The sequence below is a fragment of the Stieleria bergensis genome (genome assembly GCA_007745635.1).
In the GTDB taxonomy this organism is placed as follows: domain Bacteria; phylum Planctomycetota; class Planctomycetia; order Pirellulales; family Pirellulaceae; genus Stieleria; species Stieleria bergensis.
In genome coordinates this window covers 1,189,830-1,207,742 of record CP036272.1, presented here as the reverse complement: position 1 = coordinate 1,207,742, position 17,913 = coordinate 1,189,830, and the positions used below count along the sequence as shown (strand labels likewise).

Genomic DNA, 17,913 nt, shown 5'->3' with positions numbered 1-17,913 from the left:
GAGTCATCAAAACAGCGTCCCAGGAGAGGCTGCGAAGTTTGGGCAAACTGACTGGCGAACTATCCTTTATTCCTTACTGCCGTTAAACTTAGTCTAGTTGGATCCTCGCGTAAGCTGGAAAAAGATGTGTCGTTGAGAGGAACCCGTCCGTTCAGGACAGTGGTACCGATTTCAGCGATGATCACACTTCATCTGATAGTCAACTTCTTTTCTGCGGTGCAAGCAACACCCCTATCATGAATCGATCTCTGTTCGCTCCAGACACTCTCCGTCACACAGTCCCTGGCATTTGTTCGGTCGTCGCCAGACGCCGTGCCCGGAAACGTTGGCAAAGCATCGCTGCATGCCTTGTCACCTTTATGGCAATGATCATTGACGCAAATGTCAGCAAAGCTGAAGAATCAACTGCAGCCTCGATCGCGTTGTACTCTGACGCGGCGAATTTTCAAAACAAAGGCGCCATCGATTTGGCGATTCGCAACTGGGAACAATTCCTTCAGCAATACCCCAAAGACGATCTCGCCAGTCAAGCGGCTCACTATCGAGGCGTCTGCGAGATGAAGCGTGAGACGCCTGACTACGGTCGCGCGATCACAGCCTTTCAATCTGCATTGACCGACCCGGCTTCCAAGCTTCGTGAGCAAAGCCTTGCCAATCTAGGATGGTGTCAGTTTGTCGTGGCCACCGAAGGTCAGAATGCGGATGCCAAAGCACTGCAGCAAACGATTGCCACGTATGTTCAATTGATCAAAGAGTTTCCCCAAACAACGTTTGCCGACCGCGCCTACTTTTACAGTGGTGAAGCAGCCTATCAGTTAGGACACGCTGATGCGGCCATCGCCAGCTACCAGCGCATGCTATCGCTCGCGACGTCAAAGCAATCCCCTTTGCGCTGCGACACGTTGTATGCCTACGGGGTTGCTCTGGAAGAAGCCGGCAAAGATGCTCAAGCGGTCCGGGCCTACCAGCAATTGTTGCAAGAATTCTCGACGCATGAATTCGCAGTGGATGTGCGACTTCGCTTGGGAGATCAATTCATCGCTGCGGGCAAGCAGGCCGAAGCTCTCAAGCTCTTTGATGGAGCGCTCTCGGCGGCCCAGTACGCCGAAGACGAACGCTACGCGATGCTGCGCAAGGCGTTTGCCCTGGTGCAGTCCAATCGGCCTGCCGAAGCAGCCCAGGTCTACGATCTGCTCCGGCAAAAGCACCCCAACAGCCCAGAGGCAGCGGGCGCCCTGTTGGCTGCCGGACAAGCTTACTATCGCGCCAAAAAATTGGATCTGGCGGGAAAACGTTTCCAACAACAACTCCAGCAACCCAACGTTGGCGGCGAAACCGCAACCGAATCGGCTCACTGGCTGGCACAGATCTCCCTGAACCAAAAACAAACCAAACAAGCCGCCAAGGTCGCCGAAGATCAAATCAAAAAGCAAGTGGCTGGAACCTACTCGGCACATTTATACTTAGACTTGGTCGAAGCACTTGCGGCCGATCCAGGCACGCTGGCAAAATCACTGCAAGTTGCCAAACAGGCTGCACAGAAATACGGTGACAGCGAGGTGGCGCCGCGACTGCTTTATAACGCAGCGTTCTCTGCTTTGCAGCTTGATCAGTATGCCGAAGCAGTCCAGCTAGCCAACCAATTCATGCAGCGTTTCAAGGATGACCCGTTGGCAATTGACGTGCGATTCATTGCTGCTGAATCGACCTTGCTGCAAGGCAAATCCCAAGAGGCCGTTCAGCATTTCCAAGCTTTGCTGGGTCGCTCCCCGGCCAATCATGCCAGCCGAGGCCAATGGGCACTGCGTGCTGCAACGGCAGCGAATCTGTCCAAGCAATACGACCTAACCTTGCAACTGTTGAAAAAAGAAACTGCGTCACTGAAGTCGGCTCAGCAACAATCCGAAGCCGCCTTGCTGATGGGCAAGGCCGCTTTACTGAACAAGTCAGCCGACCAAGCGATCGGATTGTTGGCCGGTGCAATCAAGCTGGCACCGGGCAGTCAAACAGCCGCACAGGCTCAGTTCCTGCAAGCCACTGCCTACGACGACGCCAATCGCTCGCAAGAGGCGACTCAGGCTTGGGCTCAAATCGCCAAGCGAACCGAGTCAACACCAGAGGTCAGGCAAGCACGCTACCGACTTGCCCAACTGGCTGCGGACCAAAATGATCACGCCACTGCATTGCAATGGCACCAACGACTGATCAATGACCCGGCCAGTAAACGATTGCGTCCGTATGCCTTGTTCGGATTCGGCTGGTCATTGATCCAAGCCGATCGGCATGGCGAGGCGATTGCTCCGTTAAGCGAATTGCTGGACAAATCACCCAACCATGAAACCGCGACCGATGCTCGTCTGACGCGTGGGATTGCCTACCGCGTCACCGGCGACAGCGCAGCGGCCCGCCGTGACCTGCAAGCGGTGATGGCCAAGAAACCGACCGGCACTCAACTGGGCCACGTGCTCTACGAATTGGCATTGGTCGATCAAGCCGAAAAACGCTTCGGCGACGCCGCCAATAAATTGTCCCAACTCCTGTCCAAAGTGCCCGATTATGACTCCCCAGAACGCCTGCGTTACGAAATGGGCTGGGCGCTGCAACAAGCAGGCAAAACCGATCAAGCCGCCAAGGTCTTTGAAGGCATCCTGGCCAAATCGAGCGACGCTCCGTTCACCGCTGATGCAGCCTTCTTCGTAGGCCAGTTCTATTACGACCAAAAAAACTGGGACAAAGCATCAGAGTTTCTCAAGCAAGCCAGCGCGGCCAAGGATCCCGTCGTGGCAGAAAAGGCCATGTACCGCTTGGCCTGGAGCGATTTCCAAGCAGGAAATCTGCAACAAGCTCGCCAGGCGTTTTCAAACCTCACCAAACGGTTTCCCAAAGGCGAATTGGCTCTGGACGCTTACATGATGGATGGCGAATGCCTGTTCCGAATGGATCAATTCGAGCAAGCTCTGCAGTCCTTCACAATGGCTCGCAAACAGATCGAAGCCAACGGTGACGACTCCACGACGCTCCGTGACCCAGAAGATCGCCGTATCCGGGAACTCGTCCTCTTGCATGGCGGTCAGTCTGCTGCTCAGTTGCAGCAATGGGATGTCGCCATCGATTGGTTCGATGCACTGAAAACACGCTTTCGATCAACCAGTTACTTGCCACAACTGCTGTACGAACTCGGCTTCGTCTACCAACAAAAAGGTGACACAGAACGCGCTTTAAGCTACTTTCAACAGGTCGCCGAAGGCTATCGTCGCCAGGAAGTCGCGGCTCGCTCGCGGTTCATGATGGGTGAGATTTACTTTCTGAGACAAGCCTTCGACAAAGCCATCCCGGAATTTCAAAGCGTCATGTATGGATTCGGTGGTTCAGAAGCCTCGGCCACCATTCGGCCCTGGCAAGCGCGAAGCGGATTTGAAGCGGGTCGCTGTGCGGAATCTTTAATCCAACAAGCGCAAACCGATGCCAAGCGCACCAAGGCCCAGACCGTCGCACGCACGTTTTACCAGTTTGTTGTCGAGGAACACCGCGACCATGAACTTGCCAAGAAGGCCGCCGAACGCTTGGAGGCGCTGAAGTGAATCAACCTTGTCCCCCACACAACAACGTCGCAGCGATGAGCGCTGCGGCAACTCCGGTTACACGGCCTGCCCTGATGACACCTGCTGCTCAACCGTCTGACTCATTCCTCGATCGAACCTGCCGATGGGCACGAAGCTTAATGCTGGCCGGGGTGCTGACATGGTTGCTTTGCGGCGGCATGCTGGGAATCGCCGTCGCACAGGACAATGCACCGGTCGATGCCGCTGAGATCCAGCGGATCATGAATGAAGCTGCGCCGACCGAGCCGACGCCAGAAACGCCGACCGGCATCGACATGATGTCGCTGATGCTCAGTGGTGGCCGCTTCATGATCCCCATCATCATCATGAGCCTTGTTGTCGTCGCGCTGGCCGTCGAGCGGATGCTGAGCCTGCGACGCGAAAAGGTGATTCCCGAAGAATTCGTCCAGCAGCTCAAAGAGATTGCGGATCCACTTGAATTGTTCGACCCGCAATCGGCATTTCAAGTCTGTGCGAACCATCCCTCCCCAGCGGCCAGCACCATCGGCGCGATGCTCTCTCGCACAGGCGAGCCCCTGGGACAAATTGAAACCGTGGGCGCAGAGACCGTCGCGCGGCAGGCTGATCGCTACGCCAGCCCAGTCCGCTGGTTAACACTGGCTGCCGCAGCGACTCCACTGATGGGATTGCTGGGGACGGTCTGGGGAATGATCGTGGCGTTTCATGATTCGACCGCGTTGTCCGCCGATCAATCCCGCAGTGAGCAACTTTCCGAAGGGATCTACACCGCACTGGTCACGACGCTGGCCGGTCTGGCAGTTGCGATCCCCGCGGCGATTCTGGCTCAATATTTGGAAAACCGAATCGCCAAACTGTTCTCCGAGATCGAACAACTGGCGTTTGACTTGGCGCCTGGGCTGCGACGCTTCGTTGGACGCAATCGCCTGAACAGTCGTGGTGAATTGGTGACAGACACTCACTCCAGTACCCCGCCAAGCAATCCAACGGCGCCACCGCTGGCTCCGCCGCGCGTCAGCCCCACTGACCAGGCACAAGACACAGCGACCAATGAACCTCCGGCGAGGGCAAGCTAAACGATGGCTGTTGAAATCAAAAAATCCAGCGTCGCTGGAATGCTTAGCCTGACGCCGTTGATCGATGTGGTCTTCCTGCTGCTGATCTTCTTTTTGGTCACCAGTGAGTTCGAAGAAGAAGAGCGTCGCATGGACATCGTGCTGCCGACGGCCACCTCGGCCGTGCCGATGGTCAGCAAGCCCAGAGAAATCGTGATCGATATCGATGCGGCCGGGCAAACGTACATGCGTGGCCAAGCGACTGAAATTGAGAACCTTGAACAGCTCCTCAGATCAGCAGCGGCATCAAACCCCACCAATCAGACCGTTGTGATTCGTGCGGATCGATCCACCAGTTTTCAGCCCGTCGTCAGCGTGATGGATGTTTGCAATCGCGCTGGAATCAGTGATTACTCGGTCACCACCTTAAAAGGCCCTGCGTCGTAATCGCCATCACTCCAGTGCGTCCCCCTTTAGCCCTACCCCGTCGTTGAGCTGACCAACAGAACCGTGGAACCTCCACCACCCCCTCGCCGCCCCAAGATCGAAAGCACTCCGGTTGAACCCAAACGGAAGTGGCCGCTGGACGTTGTGTCGTTAACGCTTGGCGCCGTGGTGCTGTATCTGGTCGTCAGCCAGTTGCGTCTCGACGATCCACGCTGGTGGCTGAACCCGAAAACGTACTTCGTTGCAGTGCCGCTGTTTTCCGTCTCGCTGGCGGTGATTCTGCGGTTCGTGTTTTCCAGATTCTTTCGCCAATCGATCCAACTCGGTTTCCTGATCAGTTTGATCGTCCACCTGATTTTGCTGATCGCGGCCCTGCAATACGTTGTGTTCTCACGGTATGAACCGATGGCATCCAACGGGGACTCCAAGCAAAAACCGATTCGCAAAACCATCTCAGAACATCTGTTCCGGCCCAAGGAAAACAACGAAAAACGGCCCGATTGGTCAAAACCGATTGACTCCGAAACCAGCGATCGCGTGGTGCCGCAAGAATTGCCCAAGATGCCTCCACTGCAGCAAAACGACGTGGAGCTGCAGATGCCGAATCCGAAACCGTTTCGTCAGGAACGCACTGAAAAGCAACTGATCAAACGGCAACAGCCGACTTCGTCGCAACCCACACCGGCGAACGCCGCTGGCAAGCTAGCGCGACGTGAAATCGAGCGTCAGCAACAAGCCAACCCGTCCGAACAAATCGCAATTCCCAAGAACCAACCGTCGCCCGCCCAACCTCAATCCGAGTCGCTGCCGGATCGACCGGCGGCAACAGCCAACCTGCCACGGCGATCAACCAACCAGTCAACGGTCCGCGCCGCAGCCCAGCGTTTGCCCACCATGCGTGACATGTCGCAGTTGCCAAAACAAACGCTGCAACGATCAGCGATCGCCCCGGCCGCCTCGCCCAGCACAAATGCTTTGCCAACCGTCGGGAATGCGGGACAGACTCGGCAGCGGCGAGCAACCGAGATCGGCACAGCGGCTCCCGCACTTGGCGCGGCGCCCACACCCATCGAAGTCGCCGTCGCACAAGAATCACCCTCAGCATCGATGGCTCTGCGCGCGGTGCCAAACAACATGCAACGGATGACACAGCAAGCCGGCTCACGCTTCGCTCCGCAGAATCAACCGAGCTTCTCCAACCAGCCCACGACAAGCTCGCAAACAACGGGGACACAGATCGCAAGAAACCAAGCCAGCACACTCTCGGGCGGACCGCAAATCAATGCCGGCAGCGCGTTACGAGCGACCGGACGCTCCAGACGACCGAGTGCGGTTTCCGGTGCCGCTTCCACAGCGCCCATTGAATTACCTGGTGGCAGTGGCGACCAAGCCGTCGCTCAGGCCAACACGGGGCAAGCCATGGACAGTGACCCCTTTGGCGCGATCGCCCCAGCCAGCTCGGGCGGAAACAGCGGCAACGGGTCAACCAACGGGTCAACCAACGGGTCAACCAACGGGTCAACCAACGGGTCAACCAACGGGTCAACCAACGGGTCAACCAACGGGTCAACCGGGTCTGGGCAAACGGGTTCGCCTGCAGGGTCCGCCTTGAACGGTTCGGGCCTGAGCGGGTCAGCCATGGGCCGACAACCCAGCAGCCTCGCCGGCGGTTCTCCATTGCTGGTGGATGCAGCAACCGGCCCTGCGGGGCTCGGTCGAATCCCATCGCGGAAAGTCGGCCTGCCTACCGCCGATGCAGGACCACAAATTGCTTCGATCGACCTGCCACGTCGTTCACGGCGAAGACCACGTAGCGGTAGCCCCGTCGAACCAGCGGGCGCCAAAGTGGCAGCCGTGCAATCGTTTGCCCAACGAATGCAGCGAACCAACGGCGGATCGGTCCCGCAAGCTGGCATGGGCGGCCCAGAAACCGAAGCAGCCATCGAACGCGGCTTGGCCTACTTGGCACGCATCCAAAACGATGATGGCAGCTGGTCACTACAAGGGCATGGCGAACCCGTTCAAATCACCAGCAACACCGCCGCCACCGGCTTGGCGTTACTGGCCTTTCAAGGCGCCGGCTACACTCACAAACAGCATCAGTACGCCCAGCAAGTTGCCAAGGGAATCGATTACCTGAGATCAGTCCAGCGACCGTCGGGAAACTTGTATCGTGCCGAGAATCCTGCTACTGACCCCAACGCGATGTTCTACAGCCATGGGATTGCGGCTTTGGCGCTCTGCGAAGCCTATGGCATGACCCAGGACCCTGAACTACGACCGGCCGCGCAGCGCGCGTTGGACTTCATCATGCGGTCTCAGCACCAAACACTTGGCGGCTGGCGTTACCAATCACAAGTTGGCAGCGATACCAGCGTTTCAGGTTGGATGATGATGGCACTCAAAAGCGGCGAACTCTCCGGCCTAACCGTCCGCCAACGCACGTACGAAAAGATCAATGACTGGTTGACGCTCGCCAGTGGCGAAAACAACCGCCGAGATCGTTATCGCTACAACCCGTTGGCGGCAGACACCTTGGAGAAACGACACGGACGGCGACCCACACCGACCATGACCTCCGTCGGGATGCTGATGCGGATGTACAGCGGCTGGCGGCGTGATCGCACTGAGATGCGTTCGGCTGCCGATTACCTGATTGGCAATCGCCCTGCACTGGGCACCACCGCGCAACCGCAACGCGACTGTTACTACTGGTACTATGCGACACAGTTCATGTTCCACATGGGCGACAAACATTGGGAACAGTGGAACCAAAGCCTCAACCCCTTGTTGATTGAAACCCAGGAGACCCAAGGCGACAACGCCGGTTCATGGTCTCCGCTAAAGCCTGTGCCGGATAAATGGGGCGGCTATGCGGGCCGTGTCTACGTCACGACGCTGAACTTGATGAATCTAGAGATCTACTATCGCCACCTGCCAATCTACGACGACACGGCAAAATAGTGGCCAAGCCAGGCGCAGCGCCGCCGGTTGATCAGTAAGACCATCCGGACCATGCTCAATGCCGGACCATGCTCAATGCCGGACCATGCTCAATGGGGGACAGCCCCTGACAGCCCGACCCTGTCAGCCAACGCAGGACCGTCACGTTCACGCTTCATTGATCGGCAAAGCGCATGACGGTCATCGACAGCCCGGCCTGCCGCTTTGCAACCGTTTCGGTTATCGCAGCGGCGAAGAAGCCCCGGTGCGGTTGGGATCCAAGGCAATGACTTGCTGTGGTGACAACATGTAATCAACCCAGCCGGTTTGCTGCACCAAGGGCTGATCGCGTTGTGCGGCGCGTTCGATGGCTAAATGCGCCGCATAAGCATCGCCGCGCGACAGTTCGATCGAAGCGATCTGCAGCAATGGCTCGGCGGCATTGGGATCATGCTCGGCGGCCTTAGCAAAGTGCTTGACGGCCAGCTCAGGACGCTGCAGACTTCGCAGCGCAATGCCGCGCATCATGTGAACCGCAGTGGGCATCTGCGAATCATCGGCGGCAGGATCAAATTGATCCAACGTTGCCAGCAAGCGATCGTACTGTTTGCTTTCCAGGTACAGGTCTGCGATCTTCAGCTTCACCGCGACCAGATCAGGCTGAATGGCAAGCGCTCGATGGTACGCGGCCATCGCTTCGCGACTGTTGCCACGCTGCTGAAAACAGTCACCGCGCAGCACCCAGATCTGCGGCGACTCGCGATCGCCAGCCAAAGCGATTTCACCTTGCTGCTGAGCATCATCAAGTCGACCGGTAATAAAATACATCTCGCCGAGTCGGGCGACCAATCGTGGCTCCTGTCCACTCAGCTCAACCGCTTTTTCCATGTGCAGGATCGCTTGGTCGTAGTCCCCGCGATTCCAGTAAGCTTCTGCGATACCACGGTGCGCCCGGTCGTCATCCTGCGAAACTGTCAACGCGTTCCCAAAGAGCTGCTCAGCTTGATCCCAACGTCCGTTTCGCATCGCCTGCAAGCCCTGGCGAGACAACCGACGTGCGGCCACCGTGTGTTTACTTTCGGTAATCCGCCCAATGGTGTGGCATCCGAAACTGGACAGGCACAGCAACCCAAGCAACGCTCCAGAGACCGCCCACGTTATCGCTGGGGACGCACACCCAGCGATTGCATTCGCGCGGGGAGTGGCGTTGGGAGGCCGTTGGTTGCATTGCAGCGAGAACATCACGCGCGATTGCCCGTAAAATAGAACTTTCCGATTGATTGTCGATTCGCAAGACTATCTCCTAGCAAATCGCCCCGGCGAACGCAATTCGGTTCCTCGGCAGAACGTTTCGAACCCTCCTGATAAACACCGCCAACATGCCTGCTCAATTTGATTCTATGGGACTGCGTTTCCTGTACCCGGACAACTGGACGGTCGCCCCCAGCGAGGAGACGGAAGCCAGCAGCGGCATGGGCGCGACTCTGGACATCCCCGGTGGTGGTTTCCTGTCCCTAGAGTGGTCACCGGCTGCCGACGTTGACGAGATGATCAGCCGAATTGAAACCACGATCTGCGAGGAATACGACGACGTTGAGCGTGAGAACACGCACTGGGACCTGGTTTCGCCGGACACTCCGATCATCGACCTGCGGTTTTACTACCTCGATTTGCTGATCCAGTGCCGATTTGTGCTCCTGACCAACCTGCCTGCTGCCGACCGCATTGCGGCTCAACAGGTCTTCAGCCAGCCCACGGCGGCCGAAGGGAGCGATGAGGAGGAGGCGGACACTCCTTCGCTGGCAGCGTTTACGCAAGGAGACCCTCCTGTGCTGGTCGTGCAACTGCAGGCAGAGAGCCGCGATTTTGACAAGAACGAAACCGTGTTTGCAGCAATCATCAAGCAGCTCGCCGAGCAAAGCCTGTAGCCAGACAGCGGCGGCCAATCGATTAGCCATTCCGCCCGTTTTTTAGCGAGGCAGTTCCCACCAAGCAAACCGTGGCTCACGGCAAAACGTTTGATGGGGCCCGTGATCGCTTAAACCAAATCTTGCTTGCGTTTTTTGCGACGAGCACGCGAGCACTCGCGACAAACACCTTGAATGATCATCCGATGGCTTTCGACACGAAAACCGTGCATGGCAGCCATCTTGTCGCGGATTTCCAACAGTTCATCACTCTGGAATTCCAGCAACTTGCGACACTGAGTGCAATAGAGGTGATCATGTTGTGGGTAACCATAGTCATGATCGTAAACCGTTCGCCCATCGAGCTGAAAACAATTCAGTAGCCCGGCATCAACACATTCGCGGAGCGTCCGATAAACGGTCGCAGTGCTGACGTAGTTTTCTTCGCCACGGCGAGGCAATCGATCAATCAACTCCTCGGCATCGAAGTGGTCATGCTGAGCAAAGACTTGCTCCACCAAAAACTTGCGTTGATTGGTTTGCCGCAACCCGCGAGTCTGTAGGTACTCGCTAAAGCGTTCCTGAGGTGATAGCGATACCTCCAAGGCCTCCACCTTTGTCATCACCTCGCCATCAGGGGAATCGGCGGGCGATGTTTCGACGGGATGTTGTGAGGACTGGACCATCAATCAATCTAACGGGGAACTGCCGCAACAAGGGGAAGACGGGATCAAGTATGAAACCCAATCGAGTCGGAAAACCGTGGCTTGCTGAACCATCCGTGGTGATGGGATGGTGATCGCCAGCGAGCAATCTGAGGCTGTTTTCCAATGAGTTTCCATCAGGCGGACAGCGTCATGCCCTGCCAAAGACCTATTCGAAGTCTACCCCGGCAACTGGCATTTGTCTGCCACCTGGGGGCATAAGCGATAAAAATCACGGGCGATGGCGGAGAAACTCACCCTAAATCACTTCATGAAACAGCACTCAGGTCTAATCTGCATCCATTGGGAGACAAAGTATGCCGCCTAGACACTTCGTTGCCCGGCGCGACTGGCTGGTGATTCGTCAGTGCTGACTACTCAGAGTTCGCGTCGGCATTCACCGAGGCACGGCGACGCGTCTCGGACGCGAATACAGGCAAGCGATGGAGATGGAGAACGCTAATCAGCACAAATCAATTAGCGTCGATGAGCGCTTATTAGTGTTCCAGAATCTCGGACCTCGGATATTGCGTCATTTGGACGACGAACGCTTGGTACACCACGACCCAAAAACGGGCCGAACGGCATTCACCGAGGCACGGCAACGCACCTCGGACGCGAACGCAGGCAAGCGATGGAGATGGAGAACGCTAATGAACACTAATCAGCACAAATCAATTAGCGTCGATGAGCGTTTATTAGTGTTCCAGGACCTCAGGCATTGCGTCGTTTGGATGACGAACGCCTGGTACACCACGATCCAAAAACGGGCCGAACGGCATTCACCGAGGCACGGCGACGCGTCTCGGACGCGAATGCAGGCAAGCAATGGAGGTGGAGAACGCTAATCAACACTAATCAGCACAAATCAATTAGCGTCGATGAGCGCTTATTAGTGTTCCAGCATCTCGATCCTCGATCCTCGCGTCGTTTGGACGACGAACGCTTGGCAAGCGTCATCGGCGTTGCTTGCCCGTCGATTCGTCTACCCCAGCAGGTCGAGGAATCGATCCAGAGCGGCGTCCATTTTCTCGGGCGAGTCATAGCTTCCGTCGGCGATCTGGCGACGAATTTCAGCGACGCGATCGAAACGAATGCCATCGCCGGCAACCGATGCACTGGCATCCAAGCGGCTCGCTGCGGTCGCAGCTTGGCTAAGGTCCAACTGGTCGACGACTCCACGGTCAGCAACGCTGCGAGCGGAGGAGTCTTGATGATCTACCGAATCAACCTGGCTGGCATCAACGCGTTGTGTTGCTTGAACGTTTGAAGAAGCGTTGGTGGTTGAAACGCGAAATGGGCCGTAAATCTGCATGTGAGCAATGCTCCAATGACTGAAAGGAATTCCGTTGGGCGATCACGGACCCACTGCGGGAGTGGTCAACAGCGATCACCTAACTGGGACAATGCGACGAAATTGGGCCGGACGAATCAACTTGGACCATTCGATCAAGCATAGGTTCGATTTGGCAAAACACCAAATGTGAACCCACACACAATCATCAAGAACAATCACAGGGAATGACTCGTCGTTTCCACATCGGCCATCAGCGCCGCGTTCCGTGTCCCGGTAGCAATCCATTAAGCGTCATAGAGACTATTGCCAGCGCATGTGAAGGGGAAACAGGAAGACGAATCGGGTCGATCCGCACACCAAGCCCACTGCGAGTGACAAAAACGGGATGCAAATCCGAGGCACTGCCCGCGACCCTAGCAAATCAGAATCCTTTCCCGCAAGCGGAATCTTCGCGCCAAGTGAACCGTCCGTCGAATTCGCTTCAGGTCGCGTTTGCCATGGCTTCCAATTGCACGGTTGCCCTGCCCTGTTCCTTTTCCAAGTAGTTGCGACCGAATTTTACGTTCACATGGTCCCAGGGCAACTTATCCATTAATTCGTACTTCTGGTGCACCTGTGCCTCAATGTCAATTCCGGCATCATGCAACGCTTGCCACCAACGATCAGGATCCATGTGTTCGGTCCAGCCGTCCATTCTTGCCCCACGCTCCCAGGCCAAGCGAATCGCTTTGGCGGTACGCCGATCACCACGGCTTAGAACGCCTTCTAACAAGCTGGTTTCAATGTTGTGACACTTGATGTTCACGCTGCGAATCTTGCGACGATTCCACAGGTACTTGTGTGCCCATTGAAAGTACTCCCTGCGCTGCATGCCATTCCACTGGTACGGCGTATGAGCTTTGGGAACGAAGTTGGACACACTGGCGGTCACGCGTGCGTAACGCCCATTGACCTCCTTCCCGACCCCGGCAATGGTTTCGGCCAAGTCCACAATGCCGTCCAAGTCGACCTCGCGTTCACCCGGCAAGCCACACATGAAATACAATTTCACGCTATCAAATCCATTTTGAAACGCGTTGCGGCAACCCTCGATCAGATCACTGTTTTTGATCTTCTTGCGAATCTGTTCTCGCATGTCGTCCCGAGCCACTTCAGGGGCCAACGTCAGCGAGCTACGACGATCGGTGCCGATCAGTTTGGGTAAGGAACGCAATTGATCATTGACGCGCAAACTGGGCACCGAGATATTCACGCCCAACGGCTTGAACACTTCATGCAAACGCAGCACCAAGGGTTCGAAATGCGGATAGTCGCTGCTGGAGAGCGACAAAATACTGATCTCGTTATGACCGGTGTTCAGATAGCTCTCCCACGCCGCTTCCACGATCGTTTCCACTTCGCGGATTCGCAGCGGACGCTTGATCACCGTGCTCTGGCAGAAACGGCACAAGTGAGGACAACCACGCATGATCTCTAATGCAATTCGATCATGCACACATTCGATGTAGGGCACAATCGGGCTCGTTGGCAGTGGAATGCCATCCAAGTCGCTGATCACACTGGGTGCAAATGTCTTGGGAACATCATCGCGCAAGGGTTGCAGCGATTCGATGCGTCCATCGCCGTCTTTGTAAACAGGCTGATAAAACCGGGGCACATAGGCAAACTCCAGCTTTTGCGCGACCTGGGCCAAAGCCTCGGCACGTTGCTGGCGGCCTTGTTCGCCGGTGGCATAACTGCCGTCGCTCTGGCGGTATTGCTCTTTGAGCTCCAACCAGAGATCACAAATCACTGGCAGCGCCGGTTCCCCGTCACCGGTGATCATGACGTCAAAGTACTCTGCCATCGGTTCAGGGTTTTGGCAGCATGGGCCACCAGCGACCAACAAAGGATCACCAATCGTGCGATCATCAGACAACAGCGGGATGCCGCCCAAGTCGATCATCGTCAGCACGTTGGGAGAACTGATCTCGTATTGCAGACTCAATCCCACGACATCAAAATCAGACAGCGCTGAAAAGGTTTCCAGCGTATACAGTGGAATATCGTACTGGCGAAGCAATTGCTCCATATCCGGCCAAGGCGTGAAGACACGCTCAGCACACCAGTCCTGGCGACGGTTCATTAGCGAGTACAAGACCTGCAAACCATGGTGACTCATCCCGATCGTGTACGCATCGGGAAAACCAATCGCCAATTTGCCTTTCACCTGACGATGGTCTTTGACCACGATGTTGCGTTCACCACCAACGTATTGAGCTGGCGTTTGCACGTGTGGCCAAACTCGCGATTCTAAAAGCTTGCGTCGTTGCTGTTGAATCATGTCGCTACAGAGTGTTAATCGAAGGGAGACCGTGGCAGGAGTGGAAGCGAGCAGCATTTCCGCCTACAGTGTGTCATCAGAGCACTCAGTGTGAACAATTATCCCTCGCAAGGACAAGAGAATCTTGCGAATTACCCGCGGAGAAACCCCGTCGTGAGCGATTTTGAATCAGTTGGGAAGGTCAGCGACTTTGAAATTGGCCGAGGTCGAGCCGTGGTGGTCGACGGCCGCATGGTGGCTGTTTTTCGCCAAGAAGACGGGTCCTGGGACGCGATTGACGACCTCTGCCCTCACATGGGGGCCTCTCTGGCCGAAGGCCATGTGGAAGGCAAAACGGTCACCTGCCCCTGGCACGCGTGGCGTTTCTGCGTCAACGATGGCACCTGGGAGGATAACCCGCGCGTCAGTGTGGACTGCTTTGAAGTCAAAGTCGAAGAGGAAGAAGTCTTCGTAAGGCCTGCACAGAAAAGCGAATAACTCACTCAGCCTTGCACCACTTGCAGCCAGCACCACTTGCAGCCAGCAGTCCTTGCAGCCAGCAGGCCTTGCAGGGCGTCTCCCGCATCAAGCGGGGCGGGACGAATCATCCGCTCGGGACGCCGCCTCGGCAGGCGTTACAGCGAGTAGCTGCCGCCGACTTCTAGAACGACGGCTTTGGTATCCGTTTCACCGCGAACCATCGTCGCCCAGGCTTCGGCATCCTGTTCTATCGGAGGCCATGTTCCATAGTGCGTGGGCAATGCGATTTTGGGACCGATCAGCTTGATCGCTTCAACACTATCGGCGGGCCCCATCGTGAACAGGTCACCAATGGGCAAGACAGCGACGTCGACACCGCCGGCATAGAAACGCATGTCACCAAAGTAAGCGGTGTCGCAGGCGAAATAGATGCGTTTGTTTTCCAGCTTCAGCACAAACCCTGCGGCGGTTCCGCCATACGAACCATCGGGCAAACCACTGCTGTGCAGCGCGGGAACCATTTTGATCTCGCCTTCAGCCAGCTCGGCAGCCCCGCCCAGATTCATTGCCAGCGCATTGGTCAGTTGATGCTTTTCAGCGAACCACTGGACGATTTCGAAGTTCGAAATCAGCCGCGCTCCTGAGCGTTTCAAGATTGCGGCGGCATCGGCCACATGATCAAAGTGACCGTGAGAGACCAGCACGTCGGTGACGTTTTCAAACGCGTCCGGCTGGACGGTTGCAACGGGGTTATCGGTAAAGAATGGATCCAGCAACAAACGCTGTGAACCGGATTCAATCAACCAGCTGGCGTGCGATAACCAAGTTAGCTTAACCATGATTAAAACTCTTGTCCTTTCAGCCGAGCGATCTCCATCGCATCTTTGTCGCCGCGTCCAGAGAGGCACACGACCAAGTGCTGATCGGCTGACATTTCGCTTGCGATTTGAAGTGCTTTGGCAATGGCGTGACTGGTTTCCAAAGCGGGAATGATGCCTTCTGTGCGCGACAGTGTATCAAATGCCGACATCGCTTCGGTGTCTCCACACTGAATATAATCGACTCTTCCGGTATCTTTCCAGTAACTATGTTCGGGGCCAACGCCGGGGTAATCCAAACCCGCACTCATGCTGTGTACATCGCAGGTTTGGCCGTCATCGTCTTGGACAACGTAGCTGTAACTGCCATGCAAAATACCGGGCTGACCAAAGGCCATCGGAGCGGCATGATCACCGGCTTGCGAGCCGCGACCACCGGCTTCAACACCGACCAAGCGAACGCCTTCATCTTCGACGAAGGGATAGAACATTCCTGCTGCGTTACTGCCGCCGCCAACACAGGCCACCACACAATCGGGCAAACGGCCCAAGAGTTCGCGTGACTGATCACGTGTTTCCCGACCGATCACCGACTGAAAATCACGCACGATCATGGGGAAGGGGTGCGGTCCGATCACGCTACCGATGATGTAGTGAGTGTCCTCAACGGACGACATCCAATCTCGCATCGCTTCGTTGACAGCATCACGCAAGGTTCGTGACCCTGATTCGACGGATTCAATGTGAGCACCCATCAATTGCATGCTGAACACATTGGGCTTTTGACGGCGGATGTCTTCGGCCCCCATGAATACGGTGCAAGGCAAACCGAAATGGGCACAAGCGGTTGCTGAAGCCACCCCGTGCTGTCCCGCACCGGTTTCCGCAATCACGCGTGTTTTGCCCATTCGCAAGGTCAGCAGAGCTTGGCCAAGCGTGTTGTTGATTTTGTGGGCGCCGGTATGATTAAGGTCTTCCCGCTTGAGCCAGATCTGAGCACCGCCGGCGGCCTCGGTCAGGCGTTTGGCAAAATAGAACGGGCTGGGACGTCCGACAAAGGTTTTTAGGAGCTGATTCAGCTCACGCTGAAATTCGGGGTCTTTTTTGGCCGCTTCGTACTCCTCGGCCAGCTGATCCAGAGCTCGCATCAGAGTCTCAGGCACGAAACGCCCACCAAAGTCGCCAAAACGTCCGTTCATGTCGGGAACGGAAGCAGTGGCAGATCCGTTTTCCATCGGCTCGCTTTGCTGGGGTAAAGTACTCATTGTCAATTATGTCCGTCGTGTAAGCTTTCAAAAGGTGCTGATATCATCCCCCGAGCGATCGATTTGGTCAACGCAGCGTTTCTCGGGAGATCATGAAATACTTGGTGATTTTCCACGTGTTTTCACGCCGATTCGGGTTTGCCTACGCCCCACAAGTCAGACAAAGCCAACCGAACTGGTCCGCGTGGCCAGCCAACAGACCAACCAGCAGGACGCGACAAAAACCTCCACCAAGCGGTGTGTCAACCGCCACCCAACCGCTTCGATAACCGCCCACCGAGACCATTCGCCCCGCAGCATTGACCGGCAAGATTGACCGGCCAGATTGACCGGCCAGATCAACCCGCGACATTCACCCTGCGAATCACTGATACAGGCGTTCCCGAACTCACCTGCGTCAAACAGACAACCGCTTTCCTCACGCAATCTCAGAACACCGCATGACCTACCGAGTTTTCTACTGCACCGAATCCACCGATGAAAACGTGGCGCCCAAGAAAGCGGTGACCAAGAGTCAGGATGAACTGCCGGCGATGCTGCAAGCACAATTGATCGATCGCCAGGATTTCCTGGGCATCATCGATGAAGGGCACACGACGATGCAATTCATGCGTGGCGGTGGCCAGCGGGTTTGGATGGAAATCCCCGATCCAGTCAAGCAAGGTTCGTTTGGAAAGCACTGCTTGCTCAGCGAAGCGATCGAGATTGTCAAATCACTTGACGGACCGCTGAATGAGTTCAAAGAACAATGGACATTCCAATCCTGGACACCTAAACCGGGACAGGAAAAGTTGCTGGCGATCACGCCCGATCAAGCTGAGGTCCTGATCCCTGGCACCGAGAAATGTTTTGCCACCGATGACGTCACCGTGAGCGATCTGGGCGTGGGCTACATGTACCGAGAAGAACCGGACTTCGATGAAGACTCGGGCTGGCGACTGTTCAGCGGCCACGAAGATCAAGAGTACCTGGATGATCCAGAAAACTGGGGCATTTATGATCTGAACTTGATCGCCAACTACGATCCTGACATCCTCCCTCTGATTGACGAAGCGATCGACTCTCACTGGGAACGCAATCAAGACAATCAGTTTTCTCCTGTCACCGATTGACG

The 17,913-nt window shown here is 56.2% G+C and carries 14 protein-coding genes; 8 read left to right on the top strand and 6 right to left on the bottom strand.

From position 1 onward, the window contains the following. Positions 1-365 precede the first annotated feature (365 nt). From SV7mr_RS03915 to SV7mr_RS25050, 4 genes are all read left to right on the top strand, one after another. Positions 366-3,581 (top strand): tetratricopeptide repeat protein, encoded by a 3,216-nt coding sequence (locus SV7mr_RS03915; protein WP_419188061.1) that lies wholly within the window; start codon positions 366-368, stop codon positions 3,579-3,581. Next, positions 3,578-4,657 (top strand): MotA/TolQ/ExbB proton channel family protein, encoded by a 1,080-nt coding sequence (locus tag SV7mr_RS03910; RefSeq protein WP_419188060.1) that lies wholly within the window; start codon positions 3,578-3,580, stop codon positions 4,655-4,657. Before SV7mr_RS03915 ends, SV7mr_RS03910 begins: the two co-directional genes overlap by 4 nt. 3 nt (positions 4,658-4,660) lie before the next feature. Further along, on the top strand, positions 4,661-5,083 hold the full coding sequence (locus SV7mr_RS03905) for an ExbD/TolR family protein (protein ID WP_145269410.1): 423 nt from the start codon (positions 4,661-4,663) through the stop codon (positions 5,081-5,083). A 63-nt stretch (positions 5,084-5,146) separates the two neighbouring features. After that, complete coding sequence (locus tag SV7mr_RS25050; RefSeq protein ID WP_419188059.1) at positions 5,147-8,047, top strand: hypothetical protein; 2,901 nt, start codon at positions 5,147-5,149, stop codon at positions 8,045-8,047. Between the two features lie 219 nt (positions 8,048-8,266). Here the strand turns inward: SV7mr_RS25050 and SV7mr_RS03880 are convergent, their stop codons facing one another. Beyond that, a complete protein-coding gene (locus tag SV7mr_RS03880) occupies positions 8,267-9,091 on the bottom strand; it encodes a tetratricopeptide repeat protein (protein WP_419188058.1) in 825 nt (274 codons plus the stop codon). Between the two features lie 314 nt (positions 9,092-9,405). On the opposite strand from SV7mr_RS03880, the gene SV7mr_RS03875 reads away from it, so the two are divergent. Then, positions 9,406-9,954 carry a hypothetical protein gene (locus SV7mr_RS03875; protein WP_145269398.1) on the top strand — a complete coding sequence of 183 codons (549 nt, stop codon included), beginning with the start codon at positions 9,406-9,408 and terminating at the stop codon, positions 9,952-9,954. 110 nt (positions 9,955-10,064) lie between these two features. Here the strand turns inward: SV7mr_RS03875 and SV7mr_RS03870 are convergent, their stop codons facing one another. Beyond that, the gene (locus SV7mr_RS03870; protein ID WP_419188443.1) at positions 10,065-10,556 is read right to left on the bottom strand and encodes a Fur family transcriptional regulator; all 492 of its coding nucleotides are present in this window, start codon (positions 10,554-10,556) and stop codon (positions 10,065-10,067) included. A 734-nt stretch (positions 10,557-11,290) separates the two neighbouring features. Here SV7mr_RS03870 and SV7mr_RS25045 point away from each other — a divergent pair. After that, complete coding sequence (locus SV7mr_RS25045) at positions 11,291-11,485, top strand: hypothetical protein (RefSeq protein ID WP_419188057.1); 195 nt, start codon at positions 11,291-11,293, stop codon at positions 11,483-11,485. 137 nt (positions 11,486-11,622) lie between these two features. On the opposite strand, the gene SV7mr_RS03865 is transcribed toward SV7mr_RS25045, so the two are convergent. Further along, complete coding sequence (locus SV7mr_RS03865) at positions 11,623-11,952, bottom strand: flagellar biosynthesis anti-sigma factor FlgM (protein WP_145269394.1); 330 nt, start codon at positions 11,950-11,952, stop codon at positions 11,623-11,625. A 463-nt stretch (positions 11,953-12,415) separates the two neighbouring features. After that, positions 12,416-14,257: a TIGR03960 family B12-binding radical SAM protein gene (locus SV7mr_RS03860; protein ID WP_145278001.1), complete on the bottom strand. Its 1,842-nt coding sequence runs from the start codon at positions 14,255-14,257 to the stop codon at positions 12,416-12,418. Between the two features lie 153 nt (positions 14,258-14,410). Between SV7mr_RS03860 and SV7mr_RS03855 the strand changes: the two genes are divergently transcribed. Further along, positions 14,411-14,734, top strand: a complete 324-nt coding sequence (locus SV7mr_RS03855; RefSeq protein WP_145269392.1) for a Rieske (2Fe-2S) protein — start codon at positions 14,411-14,413, stop codon at positions 14,732-14,734. A gap of 137 nt (positions 14,735-14,871) precedes the next feature. Here the strand turns inward: SV7mr_RS03855 and SV7mr_RS03850 are convergent, their stop codons facing one another. Then, entirely contained in the window at positions 14,872-15,555 is a 684-nt protein-coding gene (locus SV7mr_RS03850; RefSeq protein ID WP_145269390.1) for a metal-dependent hydrolase, read from the bottom strand. 2 nt (positions 15,556-15,557) lie between these two features. Then, positions 15,558-16,799, bottom strand: coding sequence for a tryptophan synthase subunit beta (gene trpB, locus SV7mr_RS03845; RefSeq protein WP_419188056.1), 1,242 nt, complete (start codon positions 16,797-16,799; stop codon positions 15,558-15,560). A 440-nt stretch (positions 16,800-17,239) separates the two neighbouring features. Between trpB and SV7mr_RS03840 the strand changes: the two genes are divergently transcribed. Beyond that, positions 17,240-17,911 carry a DUF2185 domain-containing protein gene (locus tag SV7mr_RS03840; RefSeq protein ID WP_419188055.1) on the top strand — a complete coding sequence of 224 codons (672 nt, stop codon included), beginning with the start codon at positions 17,240-17,242 and terminating at the stop codon, positions 17,909-17,911. The last annotated feature ends 2 nt before the right edge of the window (positions 17,912-17,913 follow it).